This window comes from Ensifer sp. BR816, assembly GCF_000378985.1.
In the GTDB taxonomy this organism is placed as follows: domain Bacteria; phylum Pseudomonadota; class Alphaproteobacteria; order Rhizobiales; family Rhizobiaceae; genus Sinorhizobium.
The window spans coordinates 4,261,615-4,278,554 of record NZ_KB905370.1; the positions used below are offsets into that span (position 1 = coordinate 4,261,615).

The window sequence follows — 16,940 nt, forward strand, 5'->3', positions numbered from 1 at the left end:
GAGGCTTCCGGCCCGCCGGGCCCGAAGCCCCCTTTCTTGGGGACATCTTCCATGAATACGTTTTTCCAGTTGTTCGTCTCCGGACTGGCAACGGGGTCGATCTATGCGCTCGCGGCGATCGGCTTCACCCTGCTCTGGCAGGCGTCGCAGACGATCAATTTCGCCCAGGGCGAGTTCATCATGCTGCCCGCTTTCTTCGTTCTGGCCGGAACGCAGTTCCTTGGCCTGAGCTTTCCGGTGGCGATGGCGATCGCCGTGGTGCTTTCGCTGCTGCTGCTCGGCCTCGGCTTCAAGCGCATCATCATCGATCCGCTGCTGCCGCACGGCGTCCTGCCGATCGTCATCGCCACGATCGCGCTCGGCATCCTGATGAAGGAAGGCGTCAAGCAGTTCTATACGGCCGAGGCCTTGCCCTTCCCGGCCCTGTTTTCCGACCGCACCCTCAACGTGCTGGGCGCCGCCATCTCGGTGCAGGACATCGCCGTGCTGCTGATCGCGCTCGGCGCGGTAGCGCTGCTGCAGCTCTTCCTGAACGGCACGAAGATCGGCCGCTGCATGCAGGCAACCGCGCAGAACCCGAACGTCGCCGAAATCCTCGGCGTGCCGGTGCGCCGGATGATCCTCTACACGTTCCTGATCAATGCCGGCCTCGCCTTTCTCGCCTCCGTCCTGATCTCGCCGATCTACCTGGCGAAGTTCTCGAACGGCGAGACGCTCGGCCTGATCGCCTTCATCGCGGCAATCGTCGGCGGCTTCAACCAGATCCGCGGCGCACTGGCCGGCGGTCTCCTGCTCGGCGTCATCGACAATCTCTCGGCAGCCTACGTTTCGGCGTCGTATCGCTCCGCGGTGCCGCTGATCCTGCTCATCATCATCATTCTCGTGCGGCCGCAGGGCCTGCTCGGAAAGGCGGAAGGACGCACCGTATGAGCAAGCGCACTCTCGCTACCCTGGTCGCGGGTCTCGCGATCCTGATCCTGCTCCCCTTCACGCAGTCGAATTACGGCGTCTTCGTGCTGTGCTCGTGGCTGGTCTATTCGATCTCCGCCATGGGGCTCAACCTGACGCTCGGCTATGCGGGGCAGGTGTCGCTCGCCCAGGCCTCCTTCATGGGCATCGGCGCCTATACGACGGCGCTCATGACCATGGCGGGCGTGCCGTGGCCGGCGGCGATGATCGCCGCGATGGTCTTATGCTTCGTCATCGGACTTCTGCTCGGCTACCCGGCGCTCCGCGTCCAGCATCACTTCCTCGCCTTCATCACCCTCGCCTTCAACGCGCTGGTGGTGCTGGTGCTGCGCAACGAGGAATGGCTGACCGGCGGCACCTACGGCATCGTCGGCATCCCGCGGCCGGAACTCTTCGGCTTGCAGACGCAGAAGCCGCTCGCCTTCTATTTCTTCGTGCTGGCGCTGTTCGTGCTGATGGCCGTCGCCCTCTACGCCATCATCCGTTCGCCCTGGGGCCGCGCCTTTAAGGCGCTCCGGGAAAACCCGATCCGCGCCAACAGCCTCGGCGTCGACATCCGCAAGACGACGCTTCTCGCCTTCGCCATCGGCTCCTCCTATGGCGGGCTGGCCGGCAGCCTGCTGGCCCAGCTCACGCAGTTCATCGATCCGCATTCCTTCGGCCTGACCATCTCGCTCAAGGTCCTGCTGATGGTCATCGTCGGCGGCGCCGGCTTCTTCTTCGGCCCGATACTGGGCGCGCTGCTGATCGTTCTCGCGCCGGAATTCCTGCGCTTCACCGAGGGATATTACCTGATGATCTATGCCGTGCTGGTCATCGTGCTGATGATCTTCTGCCCGACCGGCCTGCTCGGCCTCGTCGAGCGTGCCCGCACGGCGCTGAAGCTCAGGCAGAACCCCAATGCCACGACCTGGGAGGCAGGACGATGACGCCGGTCCTTTCCGTACGCAATGTCAGCAAATCCTTCGGCGGCCTCAAGGCGGTGGACAATGTCTCCTTCGACGTCCACCAGGGCGAGATCCTCGGCCTGATCGGCCCGAACGGCAGCGGCAAGTCGACGCTCTTCAACTGCGTCCTCGGGCAATTGCCTTCCTCGACGGGCACCGTGCTCGTCGACGGCAAGGAAGTCGCGGGCAAGCGCCCCTGCGACCTCAACAAGCTCGGCGTCGGCCGCACCTTCCAGATGCTGCAGGTCTTCCCCGAGATGACGGTGCTCGACAACATCATCCTCGCCGGCCAGGAGCACAAGGGCACGATGCTGTCGAGGCTCTTCGGCAAGCCGGATGCGGGCCTCACCGAAGAGGCCTTGCGGATGATCGACTTCTTCCGGCTCGGGCACCAGACCCACGAGAAGGCGGGATCGCTTTCCTACGGCCAGCAGAAGCTGCTCGACGCCGCGATGGCCTTCATGGCGGGACCGAAGCTGGTGATGCTCGACGAGCCCGCCGGCGGCGTCAACCTCACCATGCTCGGCGACCTCAAGGAGCGGCTGAAGGCCTTCAATCGGGAACGCGGCGCCACCTTCGTCGTCATCGAACACAACATGGAATTCGTGATGTCGCTCTGCACGCGCATCATCGTTCTGGCGAACGGCAGGATCATCGCCGAAGGCGACCCGGAAACGGTGCGCAACGATCCGACCGTCATCGAAGCCTATCTCGGAGGTTGAGCCATGCTGGAACTCAAGCAGGTCTACGGCGGCTACGGCAAAATGACGATTTTGAACGGCACGTCGTTCAAGATCGACAAGGGCACGATCACCACAGTGATCGGCCCGAACGGGGCAGGCAAGTCGACGGTGTTCAAGGCGATCTTCGGGCTCCTGAAGATCCGCTCGGGAAATGTCATCCTCAACGGCGAGGATGTGACCTCCCTGCCGCCGGCCAAGATGCTCGGCAAGGGCGTCACCTATGTGCCGCAGGGGCGCAATCTGTTCCCGATGCTGTCGGTGCGCCACAATCTCGAGATCGGCGGCATCTCCTCCGGTGACCAGGCGAAGATCGCCAAGCGCATCGACGAGGTGATGGAGCAGTTCCCGATCCTCAAGGAGAAGGCCAAGGAACAGGCGATCACGCTTTCGGGCGGCCAGCAGAAGCAGCTCGAAATCGCCCGCGCGCTTCTGCTCGATCCGTCGCTGATCCTCATCGACGAACCGTCGATCGGCCTCTCGCCGCAGATGATCAACGAGACCTTCCGCACGCTGATCCGGCTGCGCGACCAGGGCGTGACCATCCTGATGGTCGAGCAGAATGCCAAGGCGGCGCTCGCCATGTCAGACTTCGGCCTGGTGCTCGAACAGGGCCGCAGCCGGATGTACGACAGGGCCGACAAGCTGCTTGCCGATCCGCGCGTCGGCCAGCTCTTCCTCGGTGCCCATCTCGAGGAGGCATGAATGCAGCCCGTCCCGGAGATCACCGGAAAGACCGTCTTCATTCCGCTGATCGGTCACCCGGTCGAGCAGGTGAAGTCGCCGGGACCGGTGAACGCGTGGTTCTCCGACCATGATGTGGGGGCCGTCCTCATCCCGGTGGATATCTTCCCCGAGAAGGTGGCGGCCTTCCTCGATGCCATTCGAGGAACACCCAATTGCCCCGGCGTTTCGGTGACCATGCCGCACAAGCAGGCGGCCTGCGCCGGGGTCGACGACCTGACGGAGCGGGCCCGCCGGGCCGGCGCCGTCAACATCATCCGTAGAAGGCCGGACGGCACGCTCCTCGGTGACATGGTCGATGGTGACGCCATGGTTGCGGCGCTTGCCAGGAACGGCGTGACCGTCAAGGGCAAGACCGCGCTGGTCGTCGGTGCCGGCGGCGCCGGAACGGCGATCATCTACGCGCTTGCCGAGGCGGGTGCGGCGACCATCGTCGTCATCGAACGGGATCGGACGAAGTCGAACCGCCTGATCGGACAGTTACGCAGCGACTATCCTGGGCTTCAAGCCCATGACGTTCTGCCGGACGACATCGACGTCGACATCGCCGTCAATGCCTCGCCGGCCGGCATGAACCCAGCCGACCCCTATCCCTTTCCGCTGGAGCGGCTGACAAAGGCGGAAATCATCGCCGACGCGGTGACGAAACCGCCGGTGACCCCCTGGCTCGAGGAAGCCCGGCGCCGCGGCATCGCCATCCAGGCCGGCGCCGAGATGACCCTCGCGCAGCTGCCGACGCAGATCGCCTTCTGGGGGCTCGACACGGGCGATCTCGAGAAGGGCGATCGCGACGAAGGTGAGCGGCGATGAAGACCTCGATCGCAACGGTTTCGATCAGCGGCGAATTGCCGGACAAGCTCGCGGCGATCGCCGCCGCCGGTTTCGACGGCGTGGAGATCTTCGAGAACGACTTTCTCGCCTTCGACGGCAGCCCAGCGGATGTCGGGCGTATGGTGCGCGACCATGGTCTCGAGATCACGCTGTTCCAGCCGTTCCGCGACTTCGAGGGCATGCCCGAACCGCACCGCAGCCGCACCTTCGACCGGGCTGAACGCAAGTTCGACGTCATGCAGCAGCTCGGCACCGACCTCCTGCTCGTCTGCTCCAACGTCTCGCCGATCTCGCTCGGCGGCATCGACCGGGCCGCCGCCGATTTCCAGGAACTCGGCGAACGCGCCGCCAGACGCGGGTTGAAGGTCGGCTACGAGGCGCTCGCCTGGGGCCGGCATATCCATGACCACCGCGACGCCTGGGAGATCGTCCGGCGTGCCGACCACCCGAATATCGGCCTGATCCTCGACAGCTTCCACACGCTGTCGCACAAGATCGAGGTCAATTCGATCCGCTCCATCCCCAAGGAAAAAATCTTCATCGTCCAGCTCGCCGATGCGCCGCTGATCGACATGGATCTGCTCTACTGGAGCCGGCACTTCCGCAACATGCCCGGCGAAGGCGACCTGCCAGTCGCCGAATTCACCCGGGCGATCGCCGAAACCGGCTACGACGGCTACTTCTCACTGGAAATCTTCAACGACCAGTTCCGCGGCGGCGCCGCCAAGCCGATTGCCGCCGACGGACATCGCTCGCTGATCTATCTCGGTGACCAGGTCCGTCGGCTTCCGAATGCCGGCACTCTCACCGTCACGCCGATGCCGGAGCGTGCTCCGGTCCAGCGGGTCGGCTTCGTCGAATTCGCGGCCGCCGACGAGGAGGCCGCCGAGCTCTCCGCCATCCTGAAGACGCTGGGCTTCCGCAAGGCAGCCTGCCACCGCTCGAAGAATGTCGACCTCTACCAGCAGGGCGACATCCGCATTCTGGTCAATACCGACGAGAACGGATTTGCCAGCTCCTCCTATGCCGTTCACGGCAGCTCCGCCTATGCCGTCGCACTCGTCGTCGACGACGCGCAGCAAGCCATGAAACGGGCGCTGGCGCTCGATGCCGAGCCCTTCAGCCAGCCGGTCGCCGCGGGCGAAGTCGAGCTGCCGGCGATCCGCGGCGTCGGCGGCGGGCTTCTCTATTTGCTCGACGACAAGGGCGATCTCGGCCGCATCTGGGACATCGACTTCAAGCCGTCCGACGAGGGTGGCGCGGTGGAGGGGGCCGGGCTCCGCTGCGTCGATCATATCGCCCAGACGGTCGCCTACGAGGAAATGCCGACCTGGCTCCTGTTCTACACCTCGATCTTTGCGGCCGGGAAGACGCCGATGGTCGATATCATCGATCCCGCCGGGGTGGTGCGCAGCCAGGTCGTCGAAAATGCCTCCGGGTCGTTGCGCCTGACGCTCAACGGTGCGGAGAACCGCCGCACGCTCGCCGGCCACTTCATCGCGGAGACTTTCGGCTCCGGCATCCAGCATCTCGCCTTCCACACGGACGACATTTTCGCTACCGCGGCAGCGCTCCACCGCAACGGCTTCCGCCCGCTGCAGATCTCGCCCAACTACTACGACGACGCGGAGGCGCGCTTCGGCCTCGAACCGGCTTTGACGGAGCGGTTGCGGGCTGCGAACATCCTCTACGACCGCGACGAGCACGGCGAATATTTCCAGCTCTACAGCCCGACCTACGGCGAAGGCTTCTTCTTCGAGATCGTCGAGCGGCGCGGCTATCGCGGCTATGGCGCCGCCAACGCCATTTTCCGCATCGCCGCGCTGAAGAAGCAGCTCAGGCCGGAAGGATTACCGAAGCTGTAGCGTTGAGTGGCGCTTGGGAACCGCGGGAATACGGGGCCGAGGGGGGCGGCTCTCTAGCCCGCATCCCGGGGGATCGCCGACAGCAGCCGTTCGCACACGACCGCCGCCTGGGTGCGGCTGACGACGCCGAGCTTCTTGAGGATCGCCGAGACATGCACCTTGACGGTCTGCTCTGCAATGTCCATGTCGCCGGCGATCTGCTTGTTGAGCTTGCCCTCGATGACCTTCGTCAGGATGCGCAGTTGCTGCGACGACAGCGAAGCGAGACGGGCGCTCATCGCCGCATCCGGATCGGAGGCTTCGCTGTCGAAGCGCGGCGGCGTCCAGATCTCGCCCTCGAGAATGGCGCGGATCGCGCTCGCCATTTCCGGCAGGTCCAGCGATTTCGGGATATAGCCCGAAGCGCCGAAGGTGATCGCTTTGCGGATCGTCGCCGCGTCCTGCCTGGCCGAGACGATCGCCACCGGGAGCGTCGGATGGTGGGCGTGCAGCAGGAACAGTCCGGCGAACCCGTCCGTGCCGGGCATGGTCAGGTCAAGTAGGACGAGATCCACCTCGTGCCGATCGCCCGACAGAACCTCGAGGACCTCGTCGACCGAACGGCAGGCGATCAGTTCGAGCTCGGGCAGCACCGCGACGAGAGCGCTGCGCAACGCGGCCTGGACCATCGGATGGTCATCCGCAATGACGATGCGCGTGCTCATGGTTTTCCTCCCCCTCTATTCCCGCGCCCTTCTTGAGGGCGACGGCATCCAGATATCGTCTCAGCGCGGCCGGCTTCACCGGCTTCGCCATGATCGCGCAGCCCAGCGCCTTCGCCTTCGCGCCAACCTCCTCGCTTCGGTCCGCGGTGATCACCAGAGCCCTTACCTCCCGGCCCCAGTGGTCGCGCAGCCTGCCCAGCATCTCGACGCCGGTGGTGCCGTCGAGATGATAGTCGACGAGCGCCAGATCTGGCACTTGCCCGTTGCAATTGGCAAGCGCCGTCCTCTCGTCGCTCGCGACAATCGGCCGGTGTCCCCAGCGGGAGAGCAAGGCAGCGAGCCCCTCTCGTATCGCCTCGTCATTGTCGACGCAGAGCACTGCAAGCGCCGTATGGCTCGCCACAGGGGGGATGGCGGGCTTTTCCGAAGCCGCGACCGCCACGCCGTCCGCCGCGCGTGGAACGGTGACGACGAAGCACGTTCCCTCGCCCGGGCGGGAGCGCACCTCCAGCGGAAGATCGAGCAGGCGGCAGATGCGCTCGACGATCGCGAGGCCGAGGCCGCTCCCCTTCTCCTGCTCCTCGCCCGTATCGAGCCGGCGAAACTCCTCGAAGATCTCCTTCTGCCGCTCCGGAGCGATGCCGATGCCGGTGTCGCGAACCTCGATCAGCAGGCTGTCCTTTCGTCGCCGGCACCCCAGCAGCACCCTTCCCTCGGGCGTGTAGCGTATGGCGTTCGAGAGAAGGTTCTGCAGGACGCGGCGCAGCAGCTGCGGGTCCGTCCTGACAGAAAGCGTCGAGCCAACGACCTTGAGCGTCAGGCCGCGCTGTCGCGCCAGGGCGGAGAATTCCAGATCGAGCTGGGCGAGCAGCGAGCCGACGGAGAAATCGACCGGCTGCGCCCGCACCGCACCGGAATCATAGGAGGAGATGTCCAAAAGCTCATCGAGCAGCCGCTCCGTCGATGAAAGGGCTGCCGCGGCGTTGCTGGCAAGCGACCGCTCCTCTGTGCGCAGGTCCTTCTCGGCCTGGTCGGGCTTCAGCCGCAGGCTCTCGTCGAGCGCCGCCAGATAGAGCCGCGCCGCATTCAGCGGCTGGAGCAGGTCATGGCTCGCCGCGGCGAGAAAGCGCGTCTTGCCGATATTGGCGCGCTCCGCCTCGGCCTTCGCCTGCTCCAGCGCCTGCGTCCGCTCCTGGACGCGCCGCTCCAGTTCCTCGTTGGCGCGGCGTAAGCCCGCCGCCGCCCGGTGCCGCTCGGTGACATCCGTATAGGTCGAGATATAGCCGCCCTCCGCCATCCGGTCGTAGGCGATTTCCAGCACCATGCCGTCCGGCCGCTCGCGCTCATAGACATAGGGCCAGGATTGCGTGGCGAGATCGCGGTTGACGAGCAGTGCCTTGAGGTCGTCGGCGTCGTATTCGCCGCGCTCCCGGTTGAAATCGACGAGGTCGGTGAGGGCCACGCCGACGCGGATCAGGTCCCGCGGCAGGTCGAGCAAGGTCAGGAACCGGCCGTTCCAGGCCTCGATGGCGAGGTTGGCGTCGAACACGCAAATCCCCTGCGGCACGCTTTCGAGCGCGCCCTGCAGGAGCTTCCGGTTGAAATGCAGCGCCTGCGATGCCTCGTCCAGCATTCCCACGGCGGCCTTGCGCGACAGCGAGCGGCTTTCCAGAGCTGCGGCCATCACCACGCGCGCCGACGCCGCGCCGAGCGCGCCGGCGATCAGGTTCTCCGTGAACCGCATCGCTTCGATGTCGGCAAGCCGGTCATGCCGCGAGCGTCGCTGCTCGACGAAGTCTTCGAAGGCGGATGCGCTGCGCTCTGCCCCGACGAAACGTGCGGCGAGCGTCTTCAGGTCGTCGAGCCGCGTGACGAGCGGCAAGGAGGCCAGCGATGGCCGATGCGCCGGGACCCCCTCCGCGAAAGCCTCGGCCTGACGGCGCTCGAGTGGGGAACGCTCGGCCAGCAGGGACACGGCGGCGAAGGCGACGAGATTGGCGCCGAGGCTCCAGAGCGTCGCATGCGAGATCGGGTCGAGGCCGGCAAGGCCGAAGAGCGCCTGGGGCTTCAGCCAGGCAATCCCGAAAGGCCCGCTGGCGACAAGCGCGTCGACGGCGGGCACGAGCGGGGCGATCGAGGGGACGAGCAGCGTATAGATCCAGAAGGCGAAGCCGACGACGATGCCGGCGAACGCCCCGGGCGCCTTGGCGTGCCGCCACAGCAACCCGCCCAGAAAGGCGGGGCCGAACTGGGCGATCGCGACGAAGGAGAGCAGCCCGATGACGGTCAGCGGATAGGCCTGGTCGACCAGCCGGTTCATCAGGTAGGCGAGCAGCAGGATCGCCGCGACGGAGATGCGCCGCACCAGGAGCAGGGCCGCGGGCGACGGCCAGATCGCACCGCTGCGTCCGACGAGGCTCGAGCGCAGCAGCAGAGGAACGACGACGTCGTTGCAGAGCATCGTGCTCAACGCCACCGAGGCGACGATCACCATGCCGGTCGCTGCCGAGAAGCCGCCGAGAAAAGCCACCAGCGCCATCAGAGGCGCATCGGCGGCGAGCGGCAGCGAGATCACGAAGGTATCGGGGTTTACCGTATCGGCGAAGCGCGCAACGCCGGCAATGGCGATCGGCACCATCAGTACGCTGAAGACGAGGAGATAGGCGGGATAGAGCCAGGCGGCGGCGCGCGCCTGCGGCAGCGATTTGTTCTCCACCACCGCGACATGAAACATATGCGGCAAACAGAGGAAGGAAATCGCCGCGATGATGGTGTTCGAGATCCAGGTCGGGTCGGAAAAGTCGGGCGCCAGCAGCGACTCCATGCGCGGATCCGATTGCGTGCGGGCGACGAGGTCGCCGAGGCCGTCGAACATGCCGAAGACGATGAAGAGCGCGACGATGACGAAGGCCGAAAGCTTGACCAGGCTCTCGAAGGCGATCGCCGCCATCAGCCCCCGGTGATGCTCGCTCGCATGAATGTGCCTGACGCCGAACATGATCGCGAACAGCGCCATCGAGGCGGCGACGGCAAAAGTGCTGTCGCCGCGGATCGGCCGGGCACCTCCAGGAGCAACGGCCGGCGCGGTCAGGATGTCGAAGCTGGTGCCGACCGCCTTCAGCTGCAGCGCTATATAGGGCAGCACGGCAAGCAGCGCCGCCATGGTGACGAGCGCGGCCAGCGCCTGGCTCTTGCCGTATCTTGCGGCGATGAAGTCGGCGATCGATGTGATGTTCTGGCTCTTCGCGATCGTGACGATCCTGGCGATCAGCCGCTGCCCGAAGACGAGCACGAGGGTCGGGCCGATATAGATCGCCAGGAAGTCGAAGCCGCTCAAGGCCCGCCCGACCGAGCCGTAGAAGCTCCAGGAGGTGTTGTAGACGGCGAGCGTCAGCGCGTAGCCGAGCGCGGCCATCCACGCGGTGGGCACCGGCAAACGGCGGCCCACGCTTTGCCGATCCGTCCACCAGGCGATCAGGAAGAGGACGACGACATAGGCCGTGGAAACGGAGAGGACGACCCAACCGGGCATGGCACCTCGCTGCCCAACTGCATGACCCTACAGTGAAGGGCCAAATCTTGCAGTGTTTCAATGTGCTGCCGCGCCCCTCATGGTCTGATCGTACTCTTCGGCGCGGCTACCGGTTCATTGCCATATCGCCTGCGGAATGGCAACGCGACGTGCGAAAGCCGGCACTGACGAAAGGGCCGGCCCGATCCGGCCGGCCCCTTGGCTGTGTTATTCGGCCTCGGCGACCGCGAGGCGATCGTCGGCGGTCTCCTTCGCCGGCACGACGAGGTTGACGACCACCGCCACGACGACATTGAGCGCCAGCGCCAGCAGCCCGGTATAGACCGAGACGGTGATCCCGTCGAAGGCCAAGGCGTGCAACGGCTTCAGGCCATCCGACCAGACGAGCGCCGAGCCGCCGGTGAAGCCGGCCGCCCAGCCGGCGAGCAGCGCCGGAGCCCGGAACCAGCCGGTGTAGAGGCCGAAGACGAGGGCTGGCAGGGTCTGCAGGATCCACAAGCCCCCGAGCAGCTGCAGGTCGAGCGCGAACTGGGTCGGCAGCATGAGGATGGCAAGAAGCGCCCCCACCTTCACCAGCATCGAGGTGATCTTGGCGACCTGCGCCTCGCCGGCAGGCGTGACCTCCGGGTTGACCCAGACCTTCCAGAAGTTGCGGGTGAAGAGGTTCGCCGCGCCGATGCTCATGACCGCCGCCGGAACGAGCGCGCCGATGGCGATCGCCGAGAAGGCGAAGCCTGCGAACCAGCCCGGAAACAGCGTCTTGAACAGCGTCGGGACGACGTCGTTGTTGCTCTGAAGCTGCAGTCCGGCGGCGTGGCCCATATAGCCGAGCAGAGCGAGCAGGCCGAGCAGCAGCGTATAGGCGGGCAGCAGCACCGCGTTCTTGCGGATCGTGTTGGCGCCGGACGAGGCGAAGATGCCGGTCAGCGTGTGCGGATACATGAAGGCGGCGAGCGCCGAGCCAAGCGCGAGCGTCACATAGGGGACGAGCTGCGACGGATCGAGCAGGATGCCGCCCTTGCCTTTCGCCTCGAAGGCCGCGTCGGCTGCCGAAAAGACGGCGCTGTAGCCGCCGAGCTTGGAGGGAACGACGATGATCGCCGCAAGCACCACGATATAGATCATGATGTCCTTGACGAAGGCGATGAGCGCCGGTGCCCGGAGACCGGACGAATAGGTGTAGAGCGCCAGCACCAGGAAGGCGAGGATGATCGGCATTTCGCCGGTCAAGCCCAGGGCCTTGATCGCCACTTCCATGCCGATGAGCTGGAGCGCGATATAAGGCATCGTCGCGATCACCCCGGTGGAAGCGACCGCAAGCTCCAGCGCCCGCGAGCCGTAGGTGCCGCGCACCACATCGCCGGCCGTCACGTAACCGCGCTCCTTCGCCGCCTTCCACAGAAGCGGCATGACCGCAAAGACCAGCGGGTAGACGATGATGGTGTAAGGCAATGCGAAGAAGCCGTAGGCGCCGATCGCATAGACGAGCGCCGGCACGGCGATGACCGTATAGGCGGTGTAGAAATCGCCGCCAACCAGGAACCAGGTGACCCAGGTGCCGAATTTGCGGCCGCCGAGGCCCCATTCGTCGAGGTGATCGAGCGATTCCGCCCGGCGCCAGCGCGAGGCGAAGAAGCCCATGGCGGTGACCAGCACGAAGAAGAAGATGAAGACGGCGAGTGCCGACATGTCGATGTTAGCCGTCATGGCGCACGCTCCTGTAAACGACATAGGTGATGAGCGACGTCAACGGCACCCAAGCGAGCTGGTACCAGTAGAAGAAGGGAAAGCCGAAGAGCTTCGGCTCCTCGAAATTGTAGAAGGGGACCCAGAGCAGCCCGATATAGGGCGCCAGCAACAATAGGCGTATCACGTCTTCCTCCCGCGATGACTGGGTAGAGCGCGGATAAGGAAGGTGCCTGCGGCTCCTCCCGCATCCCGCTCTACTTCATGTGGATCGATGGTCACGTGATCCTCGACACGTGTCCCCATCGCATAGCGGCAAACGCTCAGCGGCGGCCTCCCTACTTTCGCTCCGGTGCCCCCTACTTTCGCTCATGCCCGCCGCATTCACGACCTTGCTCGAGGCGCGTCGAAAGATGGGAAGGGCAATTTCCTTCAATAACCACGGCCGGCTTTGTCCATACCTTCCAGGCGACCGAGACCACGCCAGAGGAAGACCCGTGACACGCTGTGCATTCATCATCGACAACGCCCTGCCGCGCGGCCTGGTGGCCAATACGGCCGCCATACTGGCCATGACGCTGGGCCGGGAGCGGCCGGATCTGATCGGCCATGCCGTCCACGACGCCGACGGCAACCGCCATCAGGGCATCACCACCATCGTCATGCCCATTCTGATGTCGGACGCCGACGGCCTGATGGACTTGAGGAGGCGGGCGACGGCGCAGGAGACAGCAGGGCTCGGCCTGATCGACGTGACCGAGGCGGCCCAGCGCGCCAAGAGCTATCAGGCCTATGAGCTCCGCATCGGCGAGATGCGTCACGATCATCTGAGATATCTCGGCCTTTGCCTGCACGGCCCGGAGAAGCTCGTCCGCTCGCTGACCGGCGACCTGCCGCTGATGAAATAGAGGCACCCATGTCGCTGGCACTCTATCTTTCGATGAGCTCCTTCGCGCTCGCCGCGTCGATCTCGCCGGGGCCGGTCAACATCGTCGCCCTGACCACCGGGCTCCGCCACGGCTTCCGCGCGGGCGAGGGCGGCGCTCAGCGCCGTCGCCGATCTTGCGTCTCGCCTACTGTGGTACGGCAAGGCCTCACCTTCGATCCTCATTCCTGTGCTTGTCACGGGAATCCAGCCAGCCAAGTCCTTGGCTGAATGAGTCTTGCGCGCCGCAGACGCGGCGCTGCTGGATCCCTGTGACAAGCACAGGGATGAGGGCGGATAAAGCAGGCCGCCCACTGCCGAACTGTCGCGTCGTGTCTGAGAAGACGCACGGCGCTATAAGGCTGATCACGCCCGCGCATACTGGCGCGGCGTCGCCGCCACATGCTGCTTGAAGACCCGTTGGAAATGGGCCTGGTCGGCAAAGCCGGCCGAGAGCGCGACATCGACGATCGGCCGGCCGCGGCGCAGCTCACTCTGCCCGAACTGGATGCGGCGGTTGAGCTGGTAGGCGTGCGGTGTCATGCCATGGCGCGCCCGGAAGGCGCGCACGAGATAGGACGGCGACAGACCCGAAACGTCGGCGATTTCGGTGAGCCGCAGGCGGCGCGTGCAATGCTCGGTGATGAATTCCGCAGCACGGTCGAGGCGGGGTGCTGCAAGGGGCAACGGCGGCTCGATCCGCTCGAGGCGTTTGTCGAGATCGCCGAAAAAGGCCGCCCCCGCGCATTCCTTGACAAGCACCTCGCTCTCCGCGTCGAACAGCACGTCGAACAACCGGTTGAGGCGGCGATAGAGATCGGGATCGCTGCTCGCCACGGCGGCATAGGGAGTGAAGTCGGCCGCGCGCTGCATCTCCGTCAACCACGCCATGTCCACATAGAGCATGCGATAGCCCCAGGGCACGTTTCGAAGCGGGTTGCAGGCATGCGCCTCTTCGGGGTTCATCAGAACGACGGTGCCGGCCGCGACGTCGTGCCGGTGGCGGCCGTTGCGGTAGCTGCTCCGGCCATTGGTGACCGAGCCGATCGAAAAGGTGCGGTGACTGTGGAGACCGTAGCAGACGTCCCGGCCGTCCTCGACCTGGCGCGCCTCCAGAAAGGGAAGCGCCGGATCGCGCCAGAAAGAATGGGCATCGACGGGCCGGTGAGCCATGCTGGCCTCGCACTGTAAAGTTTCGGTGTCGAACCTCATAGGACAGTTCCACGCCCCGGACAAACGGCTTGCGAGCCAACGCGTTGCCACCAAAATGGAGCCGGGAACGGGTGTTCCGGCAGCTGGGAAGGCACGCGCGCAAGGGCGGCGACAACCTGTGCACGACCGCTTTCGGCGCTCCCCGCAGGTCATGCAAATCGCGAATAACCTGCAAAATCCGTGCATTGCGGGATTTCTTGAATCGAAACCGATTTCAGGATAAAATTACGCCAGCAATTCAAGGCGTTACGGCAACCGTGCGATCTCAAACGACCGGAGCTGGAACGTGTGTTGCACGCGAGTGGTGACGCTTTGATCAAGCTTCATACGTGGAGGTTGTCATGCCCAACACTCTTATGGCAGGAAAAAGAAGCCAGGATTGGGCCAATCTGGTCCTGGCCGTATGCCTGTTCGTCTCTCCCTGGGTCATCGGATTTGCGACTGAAGCCGCACCGACCTGGAACGCATGGATCGCCGCGATCGTGCTCGGCGCCCTTGCGGTCGCGACCCTCTCGGCCTTCGCCGAATGGGAGGAATGGGCCAATATGGTGATCGGCCTGTGGTTGATCGTCTCTCCCTGGATGCTCGGCTTCATGGCGAATGTGAACGCGATGTGGACTCACGTCATTCTGGGCGTGCTCGTCGCGGCAATCGCCGCCTGGGCAGTCTGGGACTATCGTCACCACTCGCACGCCTGAACGCTTACGGCTTCGGTTGGAACCGCAGCCGTAAGAACAGATGGTAGGAGCGGGTCGCGCACGAAGCTTCTCGCTCGACCTCTCAGTTTTAGCTGAGCCACACCTCCCGCCTCGGGAACACCCGAAGGCGGGAGATTCTTGTTCATCCGCCCACGACGAGCCGCCCGTCCGCCACCCACTCCATGTCGGCGACGCCGAGTTCGCGGCGTTCGCGCTCGGTTTCGATCGCGAGATCGAGGACCTTCTGCAGGTCGGCGGCATGGCGGAAGCCGGGCTCGGCCGTCTGCCCCGCCTCCACCGCGGCGGCGAACCGCTCGTAATTGGTCGGCACGGTGCCGGCATCGATCTCGCGCCAGATCGCCTTTTCGACATCCGGCCCGATACAACCCCTGAGGCTCGAGCCGTCCGGCGTGTGAATCACCTCCAGGGCACCTCGGTCGCCATGCAGCCTGAGCCGCAGCTCGTTCAGATGGCCGGTGGCCCAGCGGCTTGCATGGATGACGCCCATGGCGCCGCTGTCGAACTCCACCGTCATGGCGAAGCTGTCATTGGCATCGAGGTCGTATTCGCCGATGCGGTTGCCGGGCGCCTTGTCGAAGGCTTTCAGCCGCGCGAACACGCGCTCGACCGAAATGCCGGCGCCGTAGCCGGCAAAGTCGAGAATATGGATGCCGACATCGCCGAGCACGCCGTTCGAGCCGTGCCTGGTCGAGAGCCGCCACAGCCATTTCGACTCGCTTGCCCAGTCCCCCCAGGCCTTCGAGACGAGCCAGCTCTGCAGGTAGGAGGCCTCGAGATGCCGGACTGCGCCGATCGTACCGGACAGCACCAGTTCGCGCGCCTTCTGCAGCGGCGCCACATTGCGGTAGGTGAGGTTGACCATGGCGACGAGGCCGGAGCGTTCGGCCGCCGCGGCCATTTCCGCCGCCTTCTCATAGTTCTCCGCCAGCGGCTTCTCGCAGAGCACGTGCTTGCCGGCGGCGATGAGCGCCAGCGTCGTCGGATGGTGCGCCTTGTCCGGGGTGACATTGGCGACCGCATCGAACGCACCCCAGCCGATCGCCTCTTCGAGCGATGTGAAGGTGTGCTCGATGCCGTGCTGGGCGGCAAAGGCCTTGGCGCGCGCCGGGTCGACATCGACGGCGCCGACCATGTCGACGCCGTCTATTCTGGCAAAGGCGTTTGCATGGGTGTTTGCCATGCCGCCGGTTCCGAGTATCAGCAGACGCATCGGCACGCTCCTCATCTGTAGCCCGCCTCGCCGGCCCGGTGCAGTCTCGGGCCGCGCTCGACGATCGGCTCCAGTGCCTTTTCCACCGGCACGTTCGGCGCCTCGTGGATCGCCTCGTAGGTGCCTTGCGGGTTGTAGGCCCATTTTACCGAATTGCGCAGCACATGCTGTACGGTTTCGTCGTGATAGGTCGGATAGGTCTCGTGGCCGGGGCGGAAATAGAAGATATTGCCGGCGCCGCGCCGCCAGGTCAGCCCCGAGCGGAACACCTCGCCGCCGGCAAACCAGGAGATGAAGACCGTCTCCAGCGGCTCCGGCACGGAGAATTGCTCGCCATACATCTCCTCGTACTCAAGGACGAAATTGTCGCTCAGCCCTTCGGCGATCGGATGGCGCGGGTTGACCACCCAGACGCGCTCGCGCTCGCCCGCCTCGCGCCATTTCAGCGCGCAGGGCGTCCCCATCAGCCGCTTGAAGATTTTGGAGAAATGGCCGGAATGCAGCACGATCAGCCCCATGCCTTCCCAGACCCGCCTGGCGACGCGCTCGACGATCACGTCGTCGACGGCGCCATGGTCCTTGTGGCCCCACCACAGGAGCACGTCGGCCGAAGCCAGCCGCTCTTCGCTCAGCCCATGCTCGGGCTCCTGCAGCGTCGCCGTCGTTGCCTTGATCGCCGGATCGGTGTTCAGCGCCGCTGCGATCGTGTTGTGCATGCCGTCCGGATAGATTTCCCTGACGACGGCATTCGTCTGCTCGTGGATGTTCTCACCCCACACGATGGTGTTGATAGACAAGGTCGTTCTCCTGCTGATTGGGGCATCCGCCGCGGGTGCCCGCTGTCCGTGATTTCAAT

General features: G+C 65.2%; 16 protein-coding genes. 9 read left to right on the forward strand and 7 right to left on the reverse strand.

Annotated features, from left to right (window positions below):
- Positions 1–51: 51 nt before the first annotated feature.
- Genes RHIBR816_RS0120450 through RHIBR816_RS0120475 form a run of 6 tightly spaced genes read left to right on the forward strand, consistent with a single transcriptional unit; the run spans position 52 to position 6,096 of the window.
- Entirely contained in the window at positions 52–930 is an 879-nt protein-coding gene (locus tag RHIBR816_RS0120450) for a branched-chain amino acid ABC transporter permease (protein WP_018238456.1), read from the forward strand.
- Positions 927–1,898, forward strand: coding sequence for a branched-chain amino acid ABC transporter permease (locus RHIBR816_RS0120455; RefSeq protein ID WP_018238457.1), 972 nt, complete (start codon positions 927–929; stop codon positions 1,896–1,898). Before RHIBR816_RS0120450 ends, RHIBR816_RS0120455 begins: the two co-directional genes overlap by 4 nt.
- Positions 1,895–2,638 (forward strand): ABC transporter ATP-binding protein, encoded by a 744-nt coding sequence (locus tag RHIBR816_RS0120460; protein WP_018238458.1) that lies wholly within the window; start codon positions 1,895–1,897, stop codon positions 2,636–2,638. Before RHIBR816_RS0120455 ends, RHIBR816_RS0120460 begins: the two co-directional genes overlap by 4 nt.
- A gap of 3 nt (positions 2,639–2,641) precedes the next feature.
- Positions 2,642–3,361, forward strand: coding sequence for an ABC transporter ATP-binding protein (locus tag RHIBR816_RS0120465; RefSeq protein ID WP_018238459.1), 720 nt, complete (start codon positions 2,642–2,644; stop codon positions 3,359–3,361).
- On the forward strand, positions 3,362–4,210 hold the full coding sequence (locus RHIBR816_RS0120470) for a shikimate dehydrogenase (protein ID WP_018238460.1): 849 nt from the start codon (positions 3,362–3,364) through the stop codon (positions 4,208–4,210). It begins immediately after the preceding gene.
- A complete protein-coding gene (locus RHIBR816_RS0120475; RefSeq protein ID WP_018238461.1) occupies positions 4,207–6,096 on the forward strand; it encodes a bifunctional sugar phosphate isomerase/epimerase/4-hydroxyphenylpyruvate dioxygenase family protein in 1,890 nt (629 codons plus the stop codon). Before RHIBR816_RS0120470 ends, RHIBR816_RS0120475 begins: the two co-directional genes overlap by 4 nt.
- Before the next feature lie 53 nt (positions 6,097–6,149).
- Here RHIBR816_RS0120475 and RHIBR816_RS0120480 read toward each other — a convergent pair whose 3' ends face one another.
- From RHIBR816_RS0120480 to RHIBR816_RS36245, 4 genes are all read right to left on the reverse strand, one after another.
- Positions 6,150–6,800 (reverse strand): response regulator transcription factor, encoded by a 651-nt coding sequence (locus RHIBR816_RS0120480; protein WP_018238462.1) that lies wholly within the window; start codon positions 6,798–6,800, stop codon positions 6,150–6,152.
- A complete protein-coding gene (locus RHIBR816_RS0120485) occupies positions 6,772–10,332 on the reverse strand; it encodes a PAS domain-containing hybrid sensor histidine kinase/response regulator (RefSeq protein WP_018238463.1) in 3,561 nt (1,186 codons plus the stop codon). The genes RHIBR816_RS0120480 and RHIBR816_RS0120485 overlap by 29 nt, the downstream gene beginning before the upstream one ends.
- Before the next feature lie 207 nt (positions 10,333–10,539).
- Positions 10,540–12,039 carry a monocarboxylate uptake permease MctP gene (mctP, locus tag RHIBR816_RS0120490; RefSeq protein ID WP_018238464.1) on the reverse strand — a complete coding sequence of 500 codons (1,500 nt, stop codon included), beginning with the start codon at positions 12,037–12,039 and terminating at the stop codon, positions 10,540–10,542.
- Positions 12,029–12,205, reverse strand: coding sequence for a DUF3311 domain-containing protein (locus tag RHIBR816_RS36245; RefSeq protein ID WP_026187242.1), 177 nt, complete (start codon positions 12,203–12,205; stop codon positions 12,029–12,031). Before RHIBR816_RS36245 ends, mctP begins: the two co-directional genes overlap by 11 nt.
- Before the next feature lie 310 nt (positions 12,206–12,515).
- Here RHIBR816_RS36245 and RHIBR816_RS0120500 point away from each other — a divergent pair, with 310 nt between their 5' ends.
- Positions 12,516–12,926 (forward strand): DUF2000 domain-containing protein, encoded by a 411-nt coding sequence (locus tag RHIBR816_RS0120500; RefSeq protein ID WP_018238466.1) that lies wholly within the window; start codon positions 12,516–12,518, stop codon positions 12,924–12,926.
- A gap of 8 nt (positions 12,927–12,934) precedes the next feature.
- Complete coding sequence (locus RHIBR816_RS38485; RefSeq protein ID WP_018238467.1) at positions 12,935–13,174, forward strand: hypothetical protein; 240 nt, start codon at positions 12,935–12,937, stop codon at positions 13,172–13,174.
- A 135-nt stretch (positions 13,175–13,309) separates the two neighbouring features.
- Here the strand turns inward: RHIBR816_RS38485 and RHIBR816_RS0120510 are convergent, their stop codons facing one another.
- Complete coding sequence (locus tag RHIBR816_RS0120510; protein WP_018238468.1) at positions 13,310–14,116, reverse strand: AraC family transcriptional regulator; 807 nt, start codon at positions 14,114–14,116, stop codon at positions 13,310–13,312.
- Between the two features lie 380 nt (positions 14,117–14,496).
- Between RHIBR816_RS0120510 and RHIBR816_RS0120515 the strand changes: the two genes are divergently transcribed.
- Complete coding sequence (locus RHIBR816_RS0120515; RefSeq protein WP_026187243.1) at positions 14,497–14,853, forward strand: SPW repeat protein; 357 nt, start codon at positions 14,497–14,499, stop codon at positions 14,851–14,853.
- Between the two features lie 142 nt (positions 14,854–14,995).
- Here the strand turns inward: RHIBR816_RS0120515 and RHIBR816_RS0120520 are convergent, their stop codons facing one another.
- The gene (locus RHIBR816_RS0120520; RefSeq protein WP_018238470.1) at positions 14,996–16,084 is read right to left on the reverse strand and encodes a Gfo/Idh/MocA family protein; all 1,089 of its coding nucleotides are present in this window, start codon (positions 16,082–16,084) and stop codon (positions 14,996–14,998) included.
- A gap of 11 nt (positions 16,085–16,095) precedes the next feature.
- Positions 16,096–16,881, reverse strand: coding sequence for a ThuA domain-containing protein (locus tag RHIBR816_RS0120525; RefSeq protein WP_018238471.1), 786 nt, complete (start codon positions 16,879–16,881; stop codon positions 16,096–16,098).
- Positions 16,882–16,940: the final 59 nt, after the last annotated feature.

Excerpts from the sequence above, each read along its gene's own strand:
- RHIBR816_RS0120450 (WP_018238456.1), top strand. The coding sequence starts at position 52 with ATGAATACGTTTTTCCAGTTGTTCGTCTCCGGACTGGCAACGGGGTCG.
- RHIBR816_RS0120455 (WP_018238457.1), top strand. The coding sequence starts at position 927 with ATGAGCAAGCGCACTCTCGCTACCCTGGTCGCGGGTCTCGCGATCCTG.
- RHIBR816_RS0120460 (WP_018238458.1), top strand. The coding sequence starts at position 1,895 with ATGACGCCGGTCCTTTCCGTACGCAATGTCAGCAAATCCTTCGGCGGC.
- RHIBR816_RS0120465 (WP_018238459.1), top strand. The coding sequence starts at position 2,642 with ATGCTGGAACTCAAGCAGGTCTACGGCGGCTACGGCAAAATGACGATT.
- RHIBR816_RS0120470 (WP_018238460.1), top strand. The coding sequence starts at position 3,362 with ATGCAGCCCGTCCCGGAGATCACCGGAAAGACCGTCTTCATTCCGCTG.
- RHIBR816_RS0120475 (WP_018238461.1), top strand. The coding sequence starts at position 4,207 with ATGAAGACCTCGATCGCAACGGTTTCGATCAGCGGCGAATTGCCGGAC.
- RHIBR816_RS0120480 (WP_018238462.1), bottom strand. The coding sequence starts at position 6,800 with ATGAGCACGCGCATCGTCATTGCGGATGACCATCCGATGGTCCAGGCC.
- RHIBR816_RS0120485 (WP_018238463.1), bottom strand. The coding sequence starts at position 10,332 with ATGCCCGGTTGGGTCGTCCTCTCCGTTTCCACGGCCTATGTCGTCGTC.
- mctP (WP_018238464.1), bottom strand. The coding sequence starts at position 12,039 with ATGACGGCTAACATCGACATGTCGGCACTCGCCGTCTTCATCTTCTTC.
- RHIBR816_RS38485 (WP_018238467.1), top strand. The coding sequence starts at position 12,935 with ATGTCGCTGGCACTCTATCTTTCGATGAGCTCCTTCGCGCTCGCCGCG.
- RHIBR816_RS0120510 (WP_018238468.1), bottom strand. The coding sequence starts at position 14,116 with ATGGCTCACCGGCCCGTCGATGCCCATTCTTTCTGGCGCGATCCGGCG.
- RHIBR816_RS0120515 (WP_026187243.1), top strand. The coding sequence starts at position 14,497 with ATGCCCAACACTCTTATGGCAGGAAAAAGAAGCCAGGATTGGGCCAAT.
- RHIBR816_RS0120520 (WP_018238470.1), bottom strand. The coding sequence starts at position 16,084 with ATGCGTCTGCTGATACTCGGAACCGGCGGCATGGCAAACACCCATGCA.